The organism is Sphingomonas sp. P4_G2 (assembly GCF_056401155.1).
Genome location: NZ_JBFUJY010000010.1, coordinates 12,497 through 29,241 on the forward strand (window position 1 = coordinate 12,497; position 16,745 = coordinate 29,241).

Sequence of the window (16,745 nt, forward strand, 5' to 3'; positions counted from 1 at the left end):
ATTCCCTTAAAGTTGTTCCTGGCCGGTCGCCTTGGCCGGACGGCGGCGACCGAGCAATGCCTTGATGTCGCTGAGGCGATAGGCCCCGGTGACGAAGCAGGCGACCGCGTACACCGCGCCGCCGGCCGAGACCAGCGCTGTCAGGCCGAGCCCGCGGCGGATCAGGCTGCCGGTCAGATACGGGTCGACGAAGCGTTCGGCTCCCCATAGCGCCAGGCCCATCAGGATCGCGGCGAGCAGCAGACGCGGGATGCGGCGACGCAATCGGGCATCGGTGACGAAATGCCCGCGCTTGCGGAGCGTAAGATACAGCATGCCGACATTGACCGAGGACGCGATCGCGGTGGCGAGAGGCGGGCCGACATGATGGAGGGTGGGGATCAGGATGAGATTGCCGACCAAATTCACCGCGACCGAAATCATGGCGTAACGGACCGGCGTCTTGGTGTCTTCGCGCGCATAGAAGCCCGGGGTCAGCACCTTGACCAGCACATAGGACGGTAGCCCGACCGAGAAAGCGGCGAGCGCCCCGGCGCTGGCGGTAGTCGCCGCGGCGGTGAAGGCGCCGTGCTGGAACAGCCCGCGGATGATCGGCTCGGCGCCGACCATGAACGCGACGGTCGCCGGCAAGGTCAGGAACAGCGCGAGTTCTATCCCGCGATTCTGCGTGTCCATCGCCTCGTCATATTTGCCGGTCGACAGCAGACGCGAGACGGTCGGGAGCAGGATCGTGCCGAGCCCGATGCCGATCATGCCGAGCGGGAGCTGGTTCAGCCGGTCGGCATAATAAATGTACGAGATCGACCCCTGGTCGAGCAGGCGACCGGCGAGTGCGGTCGAGATCGCCAGGTTGACTTGCACCGCACCCGCCCCGATCGCCGCTGGCAGGATCAGCCTGAGCAGTTGACGCATATCATCGTCAATCACCGGCTTGCGGAACTTGAGGCTGACCCCGGCCTGGCGGCAGGCGAACAGCAGCCAGGCGAGCTGGAGCACGCCGCCGACCGACACCGAGATCGCCTGGGCGCGCGCGGTTTCGTAGGCCGCGTCCGGGCCCGAGCCGTGGAAGAACCACAGGGCGCCGACCATCGAGATGTTGAGCAGGATCGGTGCCGCGGCGTTGACCCAGAAGCGGTTGAGCGAGTTGAGAATCCCGCCGAGCAGCGATGCCAGCGAGATCAGCATCAGATAGGGGATGGTGTAGCGCGACAGCTCGACCGCGAAGGCGAACTGGTCATGCGTCGGGTTCTTGAACCCGCCCGACAGGCCCCAGGTCACCGGCCATGCGGCGACCAGCATCACGATCGTGAAGATCGAGAGCAACGGGAGCAGGACCGCCAATGCCGCTTCGGCAAAGGCGAGCCCGGCCGCCAGCTCGCCTTTCTCCCCGACCTTGCGGTTGAACATCGGGATGAACGCGGCGGAGAAGGCGCCTTCCGCGAACAAGGCGCGGAACATGTTGGGCAGGCGGAACGCGACAAAAAAGGCGTCCGACGCGAAGCTCGCGCCGACATAGGTCGCCTGCAACGTGTCGCGGACGAGCGCCAGGATGCGGCTGACGAGCGTCAGCCCGCCGACCGATCCCAGTGATTTCGCCAGGTTCATGCCCTGTCTCCGCCGGAGTCCCCGCCGGACCGGCGAGCGTCAGGCGTTGCCTACGACGCCCTCGGCCTGCTGTTCCTGCGCTTCGAGCTGCTGCTGGTACAAAGTACCGAAATCGATCGGGTCGAGCAGCAGCGGAGTGAAATTGCCGTCGCGCGTCACGTCGGCGACGATGCGGCGGGCGAAGGGGAACAACAGGGTCGGGGCCTGGGCGAGCAGGAACGGGCGCAGATGCTCCTCGGGCACGTTGCGCGCGCCGAACAGGCCGGCATAGGTCAATTCGACGATGAACGCGGTCTGCTCGCCCATCTTGGCGCGAACCTCGATCTTCAGCGTGACTTCGTGGAATTCGTCGCCCACCTGGCTGGTACCGATGCCGAATTCGACGTCCATCTGCGGCGCCTGCTGCTGATTCTCCGAGCTGAAGACCGCCGGTGCGGTCGGGCTCTCGAACGACAGGTCCTTCACATATTGCGAAATCATGCCGATGGCCGGCCCGTTATCGGCGCCGTTGGGAAGCGTGGCGTCGATCGCGCCGGAGGTGTCCTGATCGTCCATGAGTAGCTGCTTTCTCGTCTTGAATGGGTATTCCGCGTGGGTCAGGCCCGTGGGCTCGCGCGAAGTGAGCGGCGACTAGCAGGGGGATCGTGGCAGTTCAACGGCAGGTCGCATACGGGAACATTTGAATAGCGCGTTTCTTGTGCCTATGTTGCATAGCGGTCAAATTGGAGGCCCGGTGGTTTATATTGTTATCCTTGCCATGGTTGCCCTGTTCCTGGGCCTGCGTCTGTATGCCGTGCTCGGCAAGCGGACCGGGCACGAGCCGGTGCTGCGCAATCCCGCCGAGGAACGCCCCGGCCCGCCGCTGACGCTGGCCCGCAATGCCGAACCGCGCCCCGATTTCCGCGACGCCGGCCCGCGCACGATCGAGAGCGCGGCGCAAACTGGATTGCGCGCGGTGATCCATGCCGATCCCTCGTTCGACGTCGCCGGTTTCCTCGATGGCGCCAAGAACGCCTATCGCATGGTGCTCGAAGCGTTCTGGAAGGGTGACGAAGAAACGCTCGGCTGGCTGACCGAGGACCATGTCCGCGACGCCTTTGTCGAGGCGATCAAGGCGCGCAAGGAGGCCGGGCACGTGCTCGACAACCGGCTGGTCACGATCGAACGCGCGATCATCACGGACGCCTCGGTCGACAACAAGGTTGCACGCGTGACGGTGGCGTTCGACGCCGATATCGCCGCGGTGACGCGCGATGCCGACGGCAATGTCGTCGCAGGATCGCTGACCGACGCGGTCGAGACGCATGACGTCTGGACCTTTACCCGCCCGCTACGCAGCGGCGATCCCGACTGGAAGCTGGCCGACACCGACGAGGCTTGAGCGCCCGCAATCGATTGCTCATCGCACCATGTGCTCCTGCGAAAGCAGGAGCCTAGGGTGGCGAAGTACTTGACTACCCTGGGTTCCTGCTTTCGCAGGAACACCAAACGGTAGCATTGCGCACTTTCCGGAGCTTGTTTCAGGTCGACCGACCGGTCATTAGCGATACCCAGATCGAGTAAAGGGGTTTCGTACATGGCCGTCGCGCGCAAGCTGATAGTAATGACGAGCCTCGCGCTGCTCTTGTCGGCGTGCGGCGGGCGGATCGTGCCGCCGTCGACCACTACGTCGTCAGTCCCCGCCCCAGTCCGCAAACCGACCCCCGCCAAGCCGCTGCCGCCGGTCGCCAACCCGACCATCGTCGCGGCCGGCGCCAATGCGGCGGGAGCGGGTGTCGTCGCGGGACCGTCGGTGACGAGCCTGGGCATTAGCCAATCACGTGCCGCCCGCGCGCTCGCAGCGTTTCGCTTGAGCTGCCGCGAACTCGTCCGCCGCACCGACCAATCTGGTCTGACTCGCGGCGCCGACTGGGCGCCCGCTTGTAGTGCGGCGCAATCGGCCAGCGACCGCGACGCCGTGAATTTCTTCGCGACCAATTTCGAAACCATCCAGGTCGGCGACGGCAAGGCGTTCGCGACCGGCTATTACATTCCCGAAATCGCCGGATCGCGCGAGCGGCGCAAAGGCTATGACGTGCCGATCTATGGCCGCCCCGCCGATCTGATCGATGTCGACCTTGGCAAATTCTCCGACGCGCTCAAGGGCAAGTCGATCCGCGGCCGGGTCGAAGGCAAGAATTTCATTCCCTATTACGATCGCACCCAGATCGAGAATGGCGCGATGACCCAGGCGCCGATCATTGCCTGGGCGGCGGATCCGGTCGCCTTGTTCTTCCTCCAGGTCCAGGGCTCGGGCGAATTGCGCCAGCCGGACGGATCGACCATCCGCATCGGTTACGACAGCCAGAACGGCCGCGATTATACCGGGATCGGCGCGTTGATGCGCGATCGCGGGATGCTCCAGCCGGGACATGCCACGATGCAGGACATCGTCGCCTGGCTGCGCGCGCATCCCGACGAAGGGCGCGAGGTGATGCGCGCCAACAAGAGCTATGTCTTCTTCCGCCTGCTCGACGGCCCGCCGCTCGGCGCGATGGGCTTGCCGGTAACCGGCGGCGTGACGGTGGCGAGCGATCCCAAGTTCATTCCGATGGGCGCGCCGGTCTTCCTGTCGATGGACCGCACCGACGCGACCGGTTTGTGGATCGCGCAGGATACCGGCGGCGCGATCAAGGGCGCCAATCGCGTCGATACCTTCTGGGGCGCGGGCAAGGAGGCCGAGGCGATCGCCGGCGGCATGTCCGGCCGCGGCACCGCGTTCCTGTTCGTGCCGGTCGGTACGCTCGCTCGCCTGCAGGGAGGCGGGGGTGGAACGACGCCTCAGCGCTGAGGAGCGCGCTTTATGGGCGCGGGTGATGGCGACGGTGAAGCCGATGCCTGGGCGCGAGGCGGTAAAGCCCCTCCCCCTCGGGGGAGGGGTTGGGGGTGGGGCAGTGCCTCAAGCTCCTCGGCCTGTTGCCAGGCCCCACCCCAACCCATCGTCAGGTCGGTCAGGCCCCCGGCCTGACCTAAACCGCGCGGGGCGCGGTTTACCTGACGATCCTGAAGGGGAGGGGCTTAAGAAGGTCGCACCTCCTGCCACCCCCGGCACCACACTCGACGGCAGCTGGGACAAGCGGCTGTCGCGCGGCATGGTTCAGCCCGACGCGACGGTCGACCTGCACGGCCACACGCTCAATTCGGCCTATGCCATGCTCGACGATGCGCTCGGCCGTTCGATCGCGCGCGGCGACCGCGTCATCCTGCTGATCACCGGCAAGCCGCCGCGGCCCGATAGCGAGCGGCCGCATGCGCGCGGCGCGATCCGCGCGGCGGTTGGCGACTGGCTGCACGCCTCGCGCCACGCCGACTCCATCGCCGCGGTCAGAGGCGCCAACCCGCGCCATGGCGGGTCGGGAGCACTATATATTGTGTTGCGCAGACCCCGCGGGGCACGAATTTCTTAACCCTTTCCCGTCACACTGTTGTCTTCATCGGGGGCGCTTCGACAGCCCACCAGACGGGGACTTTTCGGGCGCAATGGAATCAGCATCGCTGAAAGGCCGGGCGATCGTATTCGCACTGTGCGCCGGCGCGATGGTGTTCATCCTCGCGCTGCTGGCGACCGCGCATGGCGAACTCAGCGCCGACACGATGGGCCGCGCGCTGATCCCGGCGATCGTCTGTTCGGTGCTGTCCTGGGCCGCCGCCGAGCGCTCGATCGCCTCGACCGCGGCGGCGATCGACTCCGCGATCGCGCGCATCGCCAAGGCGGCGCATGGCGACCTCGACAGCCCTATCCCTGAGGATATCGGCGCCGCCGTCCCGCATCTGGCGGAGGCGATGCATGGCCTGTTCCAGCAAGTCGCGGCGAATTTGGACAGCGTCCACCGGCTGGCGATGTTCGATCCCGTCACGGCCTTGCCCAACCGCACCCATTTCCGCCGATCGGCCGAGCGTCAGCTTGCCCAGATGCCGATCGGGCAGATCGCCGCCTTGCTGTTCATCGACCTGGATCGCTTCAAGGCGGTCAACGACACGATGGGCCATGCCACCGGCGACATGCTGCTCGGCATGGTCGCCAATCGCCTGCGCGCGGTGGCCGACAGCATCTCGATCGACGAGGTTACCGACAAGCCGTTGATCGGTCGCCTGGCCGGTGACGAATTCACCATGTTCTTCCCCCGCCTCGACGATCCGCGCGAAGCGTCGCGGATCGGCCGCGGCGTGCTGTTCGCGCTAACCGAGCCGTTCGACATCGCCGGTGCCGAGATCGAGATCGGCGCCTCGATCGGCATCGCGCTCCGCCCCGATCACGGCACCACCTTGCACGATCTGATGCGCGCCGCCGACGCTGCGATGTACCATGCCAAGGCGACCGGCCGCGGCCGCGCCGAGAATTTCTCCGAGGAACTCGCCGCCGAACTCGCCGACCGTGCCCAGTTGGAAGTCGATCTGCGCACCGCGATCGACCGCGACCAATTCACGTTGGTCTATCAGCCCCAGGTATCGCTGAAGGACGGCCGCATCGTTGCGGCGGAAGCATTGCTGCGCTGGCAGCATCCGACCGAGGGCGTCAAGCTGCCCGGCAGCTTCCTGCCCCGTGCCGAAGAGACCGGGTTGATCGTCGAGATCGGCGAATGGGTGATCGGCCGCGTCACCGCGACGATCCGCCATTGGGCCGATCTGGGCGTCGAACAGCGGCTGGCGATCAACATCAGCCAGCGTCAGCTCGACCATGCGATGTTCTTCCGCCGCCTGCGCGAAGCGATGCTGGCAAGCAACGCCCCGGCGCGGTTGCTCGAGCTCGAGATCACCGAGACGCTGGCAATGCATTGCTCGGAAGACGTGATCGAGGCGATCGCGGCGTTGCGCATGGATGGTGCGACGATCGCGATCGACGATTACGGCACCGGCCATTCCAGCCTGTCGCGTCTGCGCCAATTGCCGATCGACCGCATCAAGCTCGACCGCAGCCTGATCGAACATGTCACCACCCGCCGCGAGACGCGGCTGATCGCGCAATCGGTGATCGGCCTGATCCACGGCCTGGGCTGCGAAGCGGTCGCCGAAGGGATCGAACAGGCCGACCAAGCCGATGTCCTGCGCGTGATCGGCTGCGACGTCATCCAGGGCTATGTCATCGCCCAACCGATGGACGAGGAAGCGTTCCTGACCTGGTCCCGCAATGCCGCGCGCGATCGCGATACCGGCGCGGTGTCGGTGGCCTGAGCGGCCTCCGCCACCCACAGGCGTTTCGGAAATCCGTCAGTTGTGCCGCGCGGCCGCCGATGTTGCGTCCAGTGCCGCCAGCCGCGCGCGATAGGTCGCCAGCAGCGCCGGGTCACCGTCGGCGGCGTGCTTGGCGATGAACGTGACGAGCGCCTGCCTGAGGTCGTCGCGGAATTTCGGGTCGTCGGGCGCCGCTTGCAGTTTCGCCGTGGCGGTCTCTACCGGTTCCCTGTCGCGGGCGATCAGGCGCTGTCGTCCATAAGGCGACTGGTCGACCATGATCGCGATGTTGCGCGGGAAGGCGGGGACGTATTTGACGACGAAGCGCTCGCCGTCCGGCGGGATCTGGATCTCGTTGCGCCACGGATAGAGCGCCGCGGTCATGGTGTCGAAATCGGTCTCGACATTGCGCCCGTCCGCCGTCCGCACCACGACCTGGTAATACCAGATATTGTTGTCGTTCAGCGTCGAGCTGGTTTCCTCCGAATGGACGATCACCGCACTGCCCGTGGTTCCGACCACATTGAGGAACATCGCATTCACCGCCGAGCCGAAGAACGGACTCATCGCCGCGAGGATCAGCCCGGGCACGCCCAGGAACAGCCATCCCCGCCATCGCGTCAACCGGGCGAGCGCCGCGCCGATCGCCCAGGCGACCAGGGGATAGAGCGGCATCGCCAGGAAGGGATGATGACCCAGGAAATAGAAGACCGCCGATATCGCACCCATCCGCGTCTTCTCCCATCCGAGACGAGGCCGAGCCTATGGCCGGGATCATCGTGCGCCGTCAATCGGTTAGGGGGTGGCAGCGGTGTCGCTGGGGTAGGTGTTCCCCTCCCGCGTGCGGGAGGGAGCATGCAGGTCGCTCGTCCCCCGGACGAGCTGAAACAGCCGGGGGCTGTTTCACCTGATGCTGGGAGGGCGTGTTGGCGCTCGCGAGCCAGGCAGCCCGATGAGTCCCCGAAGCTGGCTCAAATCCCATCGTCACCCCGGCCTTGTGCCGGGGCCCAACGCGCCACAAGCTGAAGCCATTGCGGCTCATTGGGTGCCGGAACACGTCCGGCATGACGGGGTAGGACGGCGGTGCGGCGTATCTCAGGCTGACGCGCCTGCGGCCCAGTGGATGCCGGGACGAGCCCGGCATGACGGGGTAGGACGAGCGTAGCCAACCTCCGCCGTCACCCCGGGCTTGTCCCGGGGTCCACTGTGCCTCAAGCCCGGCGCCCGCGGCTCGTTGGATGCCGGAACGAGTCCGGCATGACGGGGTGTAACTTGAGCGAACAGCTCCGCACCGACATGCCCTCCCCTAACCCAGTTCGAGGTGATCGACGCCCCGCGTCGACCAGGTCATGCCGGGGGCATGACCGACCTCGAACTCGCGAGCGGGAGGGGAACAGAGGCCCTTACGCCGCCAAGTTCCGCAGAACGTACTGCAGGATCCCGCCGTTGAGGAAATATTCCAGCTCGTTGACCGTATCGATCCGGCAGCGCGTCGTGAACGTCGTCTGGGTACCATCCGCGCGGGTCAGCTCGACCTCGACATCCTGGCGCGGGCGCAGGCCGGCGACGTTGCGGATGGTGAAGGTCTCGTCGCCGGTCAGCCCCAGCGTCTGGCGCGTCACGCCGTCCGCGAACTGCAGCGGCAGCACGCCCATGCCGACCAGGTTCGAGCGGTGGATACGCTCGAAGCTCTCGGTGATGACCGCCCGCACGCCGAGCAGATTGGTGCCCTTCGCCGCCCAGTCGCGCGACGATCCGGTGCCATATTCCTTGCCGGCGACGATCACCATCGGCACGCCGTCGGCCTTGAACTTCATCGCCACGTCGTAGATCGGCAGGACGTCGCCGTCGTAACGCGACATGCCGCCCTCGACGCCGGGGACCATCTCGTTCTTGATGCGGATATTGGCGAAGGTACCGCGCACCATCACTTCGTCGTTGCCGCGCCGCGCGCCGTACGAGTTGAAGTCGGCGCGGCTGACCTGATGCTCCTGCAGGAAGCTGCCCGCCGGGCTGTCGGCCTTGATCGATCCGGCCGGGGAGATGTGATCGGTGGTGATCGAATCGCCCAGGATCGCGAGCGGCCGCGCCTCGATGATGTCGGCGACCGGCGCCGGTGTCATCGTGATGCCGTCGAAATAGGGCGGGTTGTGGATATAGGTCGACCCGGCGCGCCAGGTGTAGGTGTCCGAGCCGAGCACGTCGATCGCGCGCCACTTCTCGTCGCCTTCATAGACCGCGCCATAGCGATGCTTGAACATGCCGGAGTCGATGTTCGCCGCCATCAGATCGGCGATTTCCAGATTGGTCGGCCAGATGTCCTTCAGGAACACGTCGACGCCGTCCTGATCCTGCCCGATCGGGGTCTCGACCATATCCTCGGTCACCGTGCCCTTGAGCGCATAAGCGACCACCAAGGGCGGTGAGGCGAGGAAATTGGCGCGCACGTCGGGGCTGACGCGGCCTTCGAAATTGCGGTTGCCCGACAGGACCGAGGCGGCGACCAGATCGTTCTCGTTGATCGCGGCCGAGATCGGCGCGGCGAGCGGCCCCGAATTGCCGATACAGGTGGTGCAGCCATAGCCGACCAGGTTGAACCCGATCGCGTCGAGATCGGCCTGCAGCCCCGCCTTGACCAGATAGTCGGTCACGACCTGCGATCCGGGCGCCAGGCTGGTCTTGACCCACGGCTTGGGCATCAGGCCCTTGGCATGTGCCTTGCGCGCGACGAGACCCGCGGCGACCAGCACCGACGGGTTGGAGGTGTTGGTGCAGCTGGTGATCGCGGCGATGACGACGTCGCCATCGCCGATATCGTGCGACATGCCCTCGACCGCGACGCGCTGCGGGCGCTCCTTGTGATAGATCTTGCTGAGGTCGCCGTTGAACACTTCGTCGACCTTGTTCAGGCTGACGCGGTCCTGCGGGCGTTTCGGCCCGGCCAGGCTGGCGACCACCTCGTTCATGTCGAGCTCGAGCGTGTCGGTGAAGATCGGATCGGCGGCGCCCGCGTCACGCCACATGCCCTGCGCTTTGGCATAGGCCTCGGTCAGCGCGATCGTCTCGTCCGGGCGGCCCGTCAGGCGCATGTAATCGAGCGTCTTGTCGTCGATCGGGAAGAAGCCGCAGGTCGCGCCGTACTCGGGCGCCATGTTGGCGATCGTCGCGCGGTCGGCCAGCGTCATGCTGTCGAGGCCGGGGCCATAGAATTCGACGAACCGCCCGACCACGCCCTTTTGCCGCAGCATCTGGGTCACGGTCAGCACCAGGTCGGTCGCGGTGATGCCTTCGTTGAGCGCGCCGGTCAGCTTGAAGCCGATCACTTCGGGGATCAGCATCGACACCGGCTGGCCGAGCATCGCCGCTTCCGCCTCGATCCCGCCGACGCCCCAGCCGAGCACGCCCAGGCCATTGACCATCGTCGTGTGGCTGTCGGTGCCGACCAGAGTGTCGGGATAGGCGATCGTCGCGCCCGCCGTGGCGCGCTCGCCTTTTTCCTTGGACGACCACACCGCCTGCGCGACATATTCGAGGTTCACCTGGTGGCAGATGCCGGTGCCCGGCGGCACCACCGAGAAATTGTCGAGCGCCTTCGATCCCCATTTGAGGAATTCGTAGCGCTCGAAATTGCGCGCATATTCCAGGTCGACGTTATCGCCGAACGCCTTGGGCGTGCCGAATTCGTCGACCATGACCGAGTGGTCGATGACCAGATGGACGGGGACCTGCGGATTGATCTTGGCCGCGTCGCCGCCCAGCTTGGTGATCGCGTCGCGCATCGCCGCCAGGTCGACCACGCAGGGCACGCCGGTGAAGTCCTGCATCAGCACGCGCGCCGGGCGGTATTGGATCTCGCGATCGGGCGCGACCGGGTTCTGCTGCCAATCGACGATCGCCTGGCAATCCGCCGGCGTGACGGTCACGCCGTCCTCGAACCGCAGCAGGTTTTCGAGCAGCACCTTCATCGAAAAGGGCAGGCGGGAAATGTCGCCGAGCTTGGCGCTCGCCTTGGCCAGGGAGAAATAATCGTAGCTCTTGCCGCCCGCAGAGAGCGTGTCGCGAGTGCCGAGCGTGTCCTGGCCGATGGCGGTCATTCAAAGGGTCCTTTCCCTGTGTGGCCGGTCGCGGGCGCGGCGGGGAGGCGGGCGCCTGAGACCGAAAAGGCCGGCGTCCCGCGCGAGCGCGCCCGAACGGGCGAATGCGAGAGTCGCGAGGGCCGATAGCAGGGGGGAGGGGGTGGGGGAAGGGTGGGGGGCTTTGCTTTTCGAGGCACAGTTGCCTAGCAAGGCCGTCTATTATCGGGAAAGCGTCCATGGACTGGTTATTCGATAGACGAACAGATTGCTTCTCCGTCCAAACGTCGATCGAAATCGGCGAATATCTCGATATGGTCAAATCCGCTCACTCGGCGCGAGGAGCTCTGACTGGGCAGAGAGACACGCTGCGCACCACTACAGCAAAAAGAATACGAGATCGCCTTGTCAGCGACATTCGACGCGGCGCTGTGATTCCGCCCGTTGTAATCGGTGCAGTGGTAAATGACCGTACGTTTGGCGGTTATCCCAACTTGAAAGCCAAATCACCAGGCGATTTTCTACCGACATCCTCTATTGAAAACCTCTCGATCATCGACGGAATGCAGCGAACCGCGGCTTTTTCAGAGGCCGTAGCGCAAGACGTGTCTGTGAAAAAACACATGATGAGGGTTGAATTCTGGATAACCAAAAGTGTTCGCACGATGGTATACAGAATGTTGGTCCTGAATACTGGGCAGGTTCCTTGGACTCTCGCTCGACAGCTTTCTGTGGTTTTCTCTCCGCTACTTGCTGAACTCGAACAAAGAGTGCCGGAGATCGAGAGAATTATGACACCCGATAAACCGGGTCGAAGGGTAGCAGGTGGCGAGTTTAGCAGTGATGCGTTAGTCGAACTGTATATTGCCTTTTCGGTTCGGAAAACGAACGTCGATACCAAAGAGGCCTTGTCAGACGAATTTTCGCGGCTCGATTTCGTGGAAAGCTTATCAGATACCGGGTTCCAAGAGTACTTCTACGATGCCGTGGGCGTTATGTCCAAATTAGACATCACCTTTTCGCGTTATGAGGGTTCTGGCGGGGGGAGATTTTCCAAGGGAAGAAATATTTTTGACGGTCAGCCGGCTCGTATCGGCTTTATAGTCGCCGTGGCCCAGCATGTTCTTGGACGACCTGGAATGGATCGGGATGTATCCCAAAAATCGCTGCGTATGAAACAAATCGTCAAGAGTTCTACAGAATTTGTTTCCCGTTTGGGAAAGATGAATGCCAAAGAATTGGGCAGTTTTTTAAAGCTAGACGTGCTAGCAGAAACACTTGATCGCAGGGTTGGTCAGGTTGGTCGATATGAGCGCGGTGTGTTCTTTGACGCCTTTCAAGTTCTCATTGAAGAGAAATTCAAACTAGAGAGTTTGGAGCCTTGCTGGCGGGCAAATTGAATGAGCCGAAATGGCAAAATAGCAAATCAGGCCATATTTGGACAGCTGATAAATTTTTGTCGATCAAGGGACGTCGAGATCAAGGATTCTGGATCCGGGCGTTGGATTAAGGCAAATCGTGTAGAACGGGTAATTCTTCGTAAGGGAACGGTATCACATTATATTAGTTTTGGCCCTACGCGTAAGATTGTGAAGATTTCCGTCGGGACGAGAGAATACGTCTGCACAGTTGGATTCGATCAGACTACGCCGCCTCCTCACTTTGGCGAAGTGCAAGTTGGCGCGGGGTTGCTAATTGTAATAGCTTCGGAGCTGGCTCCTCGTCCAACGGCGACCGCAAATGAAATAAAAGATGTCATTGAATACGATCACGCGGGCGTCGTCGGGTATTCTGGATATGGATGGGAAGAGGTTTCATCGTTATATCCTAAAATAATGGCATATCGCGATACCGGATACAAGTTCGCCGCCGAAAACCTTTTTTTTAAAATGTGTCTCCAAGAAATAGAATTCACCGATTCTTGGGTAGATGATGTCCTTTCCGGGACTTTGAGTAGTCTCACGGAGCTAGATCCGAAAAGATTACCATATAGAACTCTCTGTCGATCAATATTTGATGAAGATCCGACGACATTTTTCTTGTCTCTCTATAGATGTTTAGAAGCTCTTTACTCATATAAGAGTGCGAAGGCGATAGTAGATAGGCTAAAGCTCCCCAACTCCTGGGAGGAGGTGTCTGCGGTCCTAGAGGATAAATTAAATTGGCACCCGCGAGAGGAAGGGAGTTTGGCCAGCCTGCTTGTCGATGCGTCGGAGGGAGATTTAAGGCAGGTGCTGACGCTTATGGATTCTACTGCTCCTCAACCGAAGCGAGGCGAGTTACCCACCATGGCAGCGCGTCGAATCTATAATTTGAGAAACGGAATTGTTCATTATCGGCCTCTTCAGCATCAGGAAGAGCTCGATAAATACGACTGGAATGGCATTTGCACGGCTATGACTGGCATTGTCATTGATGTGTATCATGCAGTTTTTGGATAGCTCGCTAATTCGTCTGGTAGGAAATCTAGGAATTACGGCAACGGTTTACTAGACCGGCCGATCTGCCCGTATATATCATCCAACCTTGCGGCCTCCGTCCACTAACCTATTCTGCTACCTGCATAGCAAGGAACTCCGGAGTTACCGTGACAGTTTACTGAATGCACGAATCTGCCTTCGGAATGCGCGCGCCGCCCCCGAACTAAACGCTACGGCGGCGTCCCTGGCCGATCATCAATCCCCCAAGCACCACCGCCACCGTCAACAATGCCGGCACATCGCCGAGCAGATGCCCGCGCTGCATCGGATCGCCGGCCGCCTGCACTGCCATGATCACCGCATGCACTGCGCTCGACACCACGGTGAACCAGATCAGCGATGTATTGGCGGCGGGATTGCGTGCCGCGAGCATCAGGAACACGCCTAGCGTCGCGTACACGCCGACGATCATCATGAAATAATGCGACGCCATCGGCGCCCCCGCATGCCACGACCAGCCCGACGGCCAGACGATCGATAGCGGATAGAGCAGGCACGACACGAGCCCGAACACGAACAGTGCAATCTGCAACAGGCTGTACTTGCCGATCATCGGACAATCCTCCCCGCAGGCAGGCTGAACGCGTTTGAGGAGGCTTGCAAGCCCGTCGCCCAGCCGCCGCCCTTCATCAACCGAATCTTCGGCTTTATCGCTCAAATACAGCGTCATGCGTCTGCTGCCCTCCGTGTTCCTCGCGCTACTGATTTGCGGCCTGGGTTGGTTCCAGTTCGGCCAGCCGCTCTCCGCGAAGGCGCTTCTCGCGCGCGCCGAGGACAGTTTCGACAGCCGGCCGGCGCGCGCCATCCTCATCCTCGGCAACAGTCGCACCTTTTATCACGACATGCCGGATATGGTCCGCGCCATGGCGGATTCCGCGCACGACCCGCAGAAACTGGAGATCACGCTAGACGCGCCTTCGGGCGCTAGTTTCGAAATCCTCTGGAACGACGATGCGACGCAACGCCTGCTCAAACAGCGTTGGGACGACGTCATCCTGCAGGGCGAGAGCCGCGCCCAATCCTCCGACGACCTCGCCCATAGTTTTCAGGTCTATGGCGCCAAGCTCATCGATGCCGCCCATCCCGCGAGCGGACACGCGCGCCTGGTGGTCAACTGGGCCTATGAATCGCGACTTTGGGGCGATGGCGATCCCGACGGCAGCGGACGGGCGGAGCTCAAAAGCGAGATACGGGCCAGCACGGACGCGCTGGGCGAGCGGTCCGGCGCGCATCTGGTGAATGTCGCCGAGATCTGGTCAGCGGTCGAACGCGACCATCCCGAGATCGCGCTGACCGAGGATGGGAACCATCCGAGCCTGGCCGGTAGCTATTTGTTCGCGCTGGTCCTTTATGGCGACTTGTCGGGGCGCGACGTGGGCTCGGTGACCTATGCGCCATCCGGTCTCGATCCATCGGTCGTCGCCAAGATCCGCCAGGAGGTCCGCGACGTTCAGGCGATGACCTGACGCCCGATATCACCGAACTGTTGGCGAACGCCGGCTGCCCGGCTTGCCGTGACTGCCCGCTGCCTTATTCTGATGGCCAGATTCTGATGGCCAGACCATCGAGGAGCCCCGAGTGACCGCGAGTGACGGCGTGATCCCCCGCATCCTGACCTACCTCCGCAGCAACGGCGGCCACATCCTCGTCGAAGCGCTGGTCAATTTCACCCTGCCCTTCGTGATCTACTCCTATGCCGAAGCCCCGCTCGGCGACGTGCGCGCGCTGCTCCTCTCGTCGGCGCCGCCGATCGCCTGGAGCCTGGTCGAGTTCGCGCGCCACCGCCGGGTCGATGCGCTGTCGGTGCTGGTGGTGGCCGGCATCATATTGTCGCTGCTGGCGATGATCGGCGGTGGCGGGCCCAAGTTCCTGCAGCTGCGCGAGAACCTCGTCACCGGGGTGATCGCCTTGGTCTTTCTCGGCTCGGCGCTGATCGGCAAGCCGCTGATCTATCAGCTGGCGCGGGCGAGCATGCGGCGCAAGTCGGCGGACGAGGCGCAGGCGTTCGAGGCGCTCCAGGTCCATGCCGGTTTCCGCCGGACGATGACGGTGATGACCCTGGTATGGGGTCTGGGCCTGCTCGCCAATGTCGCGGTGTCGGTGGCATTGGTTTTCGCGCTGAGCATCCGCACCTATTTGATCGTCGGGCCGATCGTCGGCTACGCCACGATGGGCGCGCTGACGCTGTGGACCTTCCTCTACGGCCAGCGCGCCCGGCGCCGCGGTGAGGCGCGGCGGGCGGCAATGGCGCAGCCGGCGGCTGGTGTCGAAGCCGGCGCGGGCGGGCGAGGATGCGGCACCTGACAGCGGCGGCGGTAGCAATGCTGGTCGTGCTGGCCTCACCCGCATTGGCGCAGACCTGGCCGGGCGCCGCGCCTGCGTTGCCCGTGCCGCAGTCAGCTGGACGGGCCGCGCCGCAGGAACTGCCGCCCTGCCGCCCCGTCGCCGACACGCCCAGCATCCGCATCGATCCCGCCGCGGCCGCGCGTCTCGCCGAGATCGGGCTCGACCGCGCCGCGATCTTCGCGCGGATGCATGAGACCTCGATCCCGGAGACTTCCGGCTGCTGGGCGACGCCGACCGGCAATTTCGACAGCCAGTTGATCTCGGTCGGGATGGCGCAGTGGAATTTCGGGACGGGGAGCCTGCAGCCGGTGCTTGCCGCGTGGCGCAAGCAGTTCCGGCATCGGCGCGACTTCAAACGGACGCGCAACGCGCTGGCGCCGACCTATGGCAAATTGCTGTTCTCGAAAGACTGCCTCGCGGTGCCGGTCGCGCAGAAGTGCCGCGATGCGATCCTGGCGGCGGAGGATGCCAAGGGCACGCTGTCGCCGGTGCTCGCCGCCGAGCTGACCGCGCTGTTCGAGAATGACGCGATGCTCCAGGTGCAGGCTGACGCCTATATCGTCTTGCTCGATCAGGTACGGCTCGACCTGCTGCGGATCTTCGCGGGCGAGCCGATCACCATGCGCAAGGTGCGCTGGGCGATCGACACGCGGGTGCAGCAGGGTGGCTTTCCGGCCGACGAGGATATCGCGCGGCTCCGCGCCAAGCTGGCGGCGATGCCCGCGGCCGAGCGCTGGCCGCGGCTGCGCGCGATCGTCGACTGGTATGGCGCGCTGGCGCGGACGATCGACGAGGATGGCATCGCGGGCGACTGGCAATGGAATGTCGCGGCGTGGACTTGCCTGATCGATGCCGGGCGGATCGACCCCGAGCAATATGAGCTGATGAGCCTGACCTTCCTGCGCAGCCGTACTGCTGTCGGGAATAGCGGGCGGTGGCAGGCGCTGGCGTTCGAGCGGCGGGCCAAGATCGTGCTGGGGGTGGGGAGTGTCAGCGGGGTGCGGGATGGGGCGTGTCCGGCGGACTGAGG

General features: G+C 63.7%; 14 protein-coding genes. 9 read left to right on the forward strand and 5 right to left on the reverse strand.

Annotated elements, in window-relative coordinates; all coding sequences use genetic code 11:
* Positions 1 to 6: 6 nt before the first annotated feature.
* Both murJ and secB read right to left on the reverse strand, forming a co-directional pair.
* A complete protein-coding gene (gene murJ, locus AC1DRD_RS20495; protein ID WP_478032197.1) occupies positions 7 to 1,605 on the reverse strand; it encodes a murein biosynthesis integral membrane protein MurJ in 1,599 nt (532 codons plus the stop codon).
* 39 nt (positions 1,606 to 1,644) lie between these two features.
* On the reverse strand, positions 1,645 to 2,160 hold the full coding sequence (secB, locus tag AC1DRD_RS20500) for a protein-export chaperone SecB (RefSeq protein ID WP_478032198.1): 516 nt from the start codon (positions 2,158 to 2,160) through the stop codon (positions 1,645 to 1,647).
* Positions 2,161 to 2,338: 178 nt separating this feature from the next.
* Here secB and AC1DRD_RS20505 point away from each other — a divergent pair, with 178 nt between their 5' ends.
* The 4 genes from AC1DRD_RS20505 (at position 2,339) to AC1DRD_RS20520 (ending at position 6,816) form a co-directional block, all read left to right on the forward strand.
* On the forward strand, positions 2,339 to 2,986 hold the full coding sequence (locus AC1DRD_RS20505) for a Tim44/TimA family putative adaptor protein (RefSeq protein ID WP_478042836.1): 648 nt from the start codon (positions 2,339 to 2,341) through the stop codon (positions 2,984 to 2,986).
* Positions 2,987 to 3,181: 195 nt separating this feature from the next.
* Positions 3,182 to 4,435: a murein transglycosylase A gene (gene mltA / locus AC1DRD_RS20510; protein WP_478042837.1), complete on the forward strand. Its 1,254-nt coding sequence runs from the start codon at positions 3,182 to 3,184 to the stop codon at positions 4,433 to 4,435.
* Positions 4,436 to 4,460: 25 nt separating this feature from the next.
* Positions 4,461 to 5,051 carry a Smr/MutS family protein gene (locus tag AC1DRD_RS20515; protein WP_478042881.1) on the forward strand — a complete coding sequence of 197 codons (591 nt, stop codon included), beginning with the start codon at positions 4,461 to 4,463 and terminating at the stop codon, positions 5,049 to 5,051.
* 73 nt (positions 5,052 to 5,124) lie between these two features.
* Positions 5,125 to 6,816 carry a putative bifunctional diguanylate cyclase/phosphodiesterase gene (locus AC1DRD_RS20520; RefSeq protein WP_478042838.1) on the forward strand — a complete coding sequence of 564 codons (1,692 nt, stop codon included), beginning with the start codon at positions 5,125 to 5,127 and terminating at the stop codon, positions 6,814 to 6,816.
* 36 nt (positions 6,817 to 6,852) lie between these two features.
* Here AC1DRD_RS20520 and AC1DRD_RS20525 read toward each other — a convergent pair whose 3' ends face one another.
* Together AC1DRD_RS20525 and acnA are read right to left on the reverse strand one after the other, a co-directional pair.
* Positions 6,853 to 7,545 carry a hypothetical protein gene (locus AC1DRD_RS20525; RefSeq protein ID WP_478042839.1) on the reverse strand — a complete coding sequence of 231 codons (693 nt, stop codon included), beginning with the start codon at positions 7,543 to 7,545 and terminating at the stop codon, positions 6,853 to 6,855.
* A 674-nt stretch (positions 7,546 to 8,219) separates the two neighbouring features.
* Complete coding sequence (gene acnA, locus AC1DRD_RS20530; protein WP_478042840.1) at positions 8,220 to 10,910, reverse strand: aconitate hydratase AcnA; 2,691 nt, start codon at positions 10,908 to 10,910, stop codon at positions 8,220 to 8,222.
* 218 nt (positions 10,911 to 11,128) lie between these two features.
* Here acnA and AC1DRD_RS20535 point away from each other — a divergent pair, with 218 nt between their 5' ends.
* Together AC1DRD_RS20535 and AC1DRD_RS20540 are read left to right on the forward strand one after the other, a co-directional pair.
* On the forward strand, positions 11,129 to 12,289 hold the full coding sequence (locus AC1DRD_RS20535; RefSeq protein WP_478042841.1) for a hypothetical protein: 1,161 nt from the start codon (positions 11,129 to 11,131) through the stop codon (positions 12,287 to 12,289).
* A 189-nt stretch (positions 12,290 to 12,478) separates the two neighbouring features.
* Positions 12,479 to 13,330, forward strand: a complete 852-nt coding sequence (locus tag AC1DRD_RS20540) for a hypothetical protein (protein WP_478042842.1) — start codon at positions 12,479 to 12,481, stop codon at positions 13,328 to 13,330.
* 202 nt (positions 13,331 to 13,532) lie between these two features.
* On the opposite strand, the gene AC1DRD_RS20545 is transcribed toward AC1DRD_RS20540, so the two are convergent.
* A complete protein-coding gene (locus tag AC1DRD_RS20545) occupies positions 13,533 to 13,922 on the reverse strand; it encodes a DUF6632 domain-containing protein (RefSeq protein WP_478042843.1) in 390 nt (129 codons plus the stop codon).
* A 115-nt stretch (positions 13,923 to 14,037) separates the two neighbouring features.
* Here AC1DRD_RS20545 and AC1DRD_RS20550 point away from each other — a divergent pair, with 115 nt between their 5' ends.
* From AC1DRD_RS20550 to AC1DRD_RS20560, 3 genes are all read left to right on the forward strand, one after another.
* Entirely contained in the window at positions 14,038 to 14,835 is a 798-nt protein-coding gene (locus AC1DRD_RS20550; protein ID WP_478042844.1) for an SGNH/GDSL hydrolase family protein, read from the forward strand.
* Positions 14,836 to 14,947: 112 nt separating this feature from the next.
* On the forward strand, positions 14,948 to 15,673 hold the full coding sequence (locus tag AC1DRD_RS20555; protein ID WP_478042845.1) for a VC0807 family protein: 726 nt from the start codon (positions 14,948 to 14,950) through the stop codon (positions 15,671 to 15,673).
* Positions 15,661 to 16,743 carry a hypothetical protein gene (locus AC1DRD_RS20560; RefSeq protein WP_478042846.1) on the forward strand — a complete coding sequence of 361 codons (1,083 nt, stop codon included), beginning with the start codon at positions 15,661 to 15,663 and terminating at the stop codon, positions 16,741 to 16,743. The genes AC1DRD_RS20555 and AC1DRD_RS20560 overlap by 13 nt, the downstream gene beginning before the upstream one ends.
* The last annotated feature ends 2 nt before the right edge of the window (positions 16,744 to 16,745 follow it).

Excerpts from the sequence above, each read along its gene's own strand:
- murJ (WP_478032197.1), bottom strand. The coding sequence starts at position 1,605 with ATGAACCTGGCGAAATCACTGGGATCGGTCGGCGGGCTGACGCTCGTC.
- secB (WP_478032198.1), bottom strand. The coding sequence starts at position 2,160 with ATGGACGATCAGGACACCTCCGGCGCGATCGACGCCACGCTTCCCAAC.
- mltA (WP_478042837.1), top strand. The coding sequence starts at position 3,182 with ATGGCCGTCGCGCGCAAGCTGATAGTAATGACGAGCCTCGCGCTGCTC.
- AC1DRD_RS20515 (WP_478042881.1), top strand. The coding sequence starts at position 4,461 with ATGGCGACGGTGAAGCCGATGCCTGGGCGCGAGGCGGTAAAGCCCCTC.
- AC1DRD_RS20520 (WP_478042838.1), top strand. The coding sequence starts at position 5,125 with ATGGAATCAGCATCGCTGAAAGGCCGGGCGATCGTATTCGCACTGTGC.
- AC1DRD_RS20525 (WP_478042839.1), bottom strand. The coding sequence starts at position 7,545 with ATGGGTGCGATATCGGCGGTCTTCTATTTCCTGGGTCATCATCCCTTC.
- acnA (WP_478042840.1), bottom strand. The coding sequence starts at position 10,910 with ATGACCGCCATCGGCCAGGACACGCTCGGCACTCGCGACACGCTCTCT.
- AC1DRD_RS20535 (WP_478042841.1), top strand. The coding sequence starts at position 11,129 with ATGGACTGGTTATTCGATAGACGAACAGATTGCTTCTCCGTCCAAACG.
- AC1DRD_RS20545 (WP_478042843.1), bottom strand. The coding sequence starts at position 13,922 with ATGATCGGCAAGTACAGCCTGTTGCAGATTGCACTGTTCGTGTTCGGG.
- AC1DRD_RS20550 (WP_478042844.1), top strand. The coding sequence starts at position 14,038 with ATGCGTCTGCTGCCCTCCGTGTTCCTCGCGCTACTGATTTGCGGCCTG.
- AC1DRD_RS20560 (WP_478042846.1), top strand. The coding sequence starts at position 15,661 with ATGCGGCACCTGACAGCGGCGGCGGTAGCAATGCTGGTCGTGCTGGCC.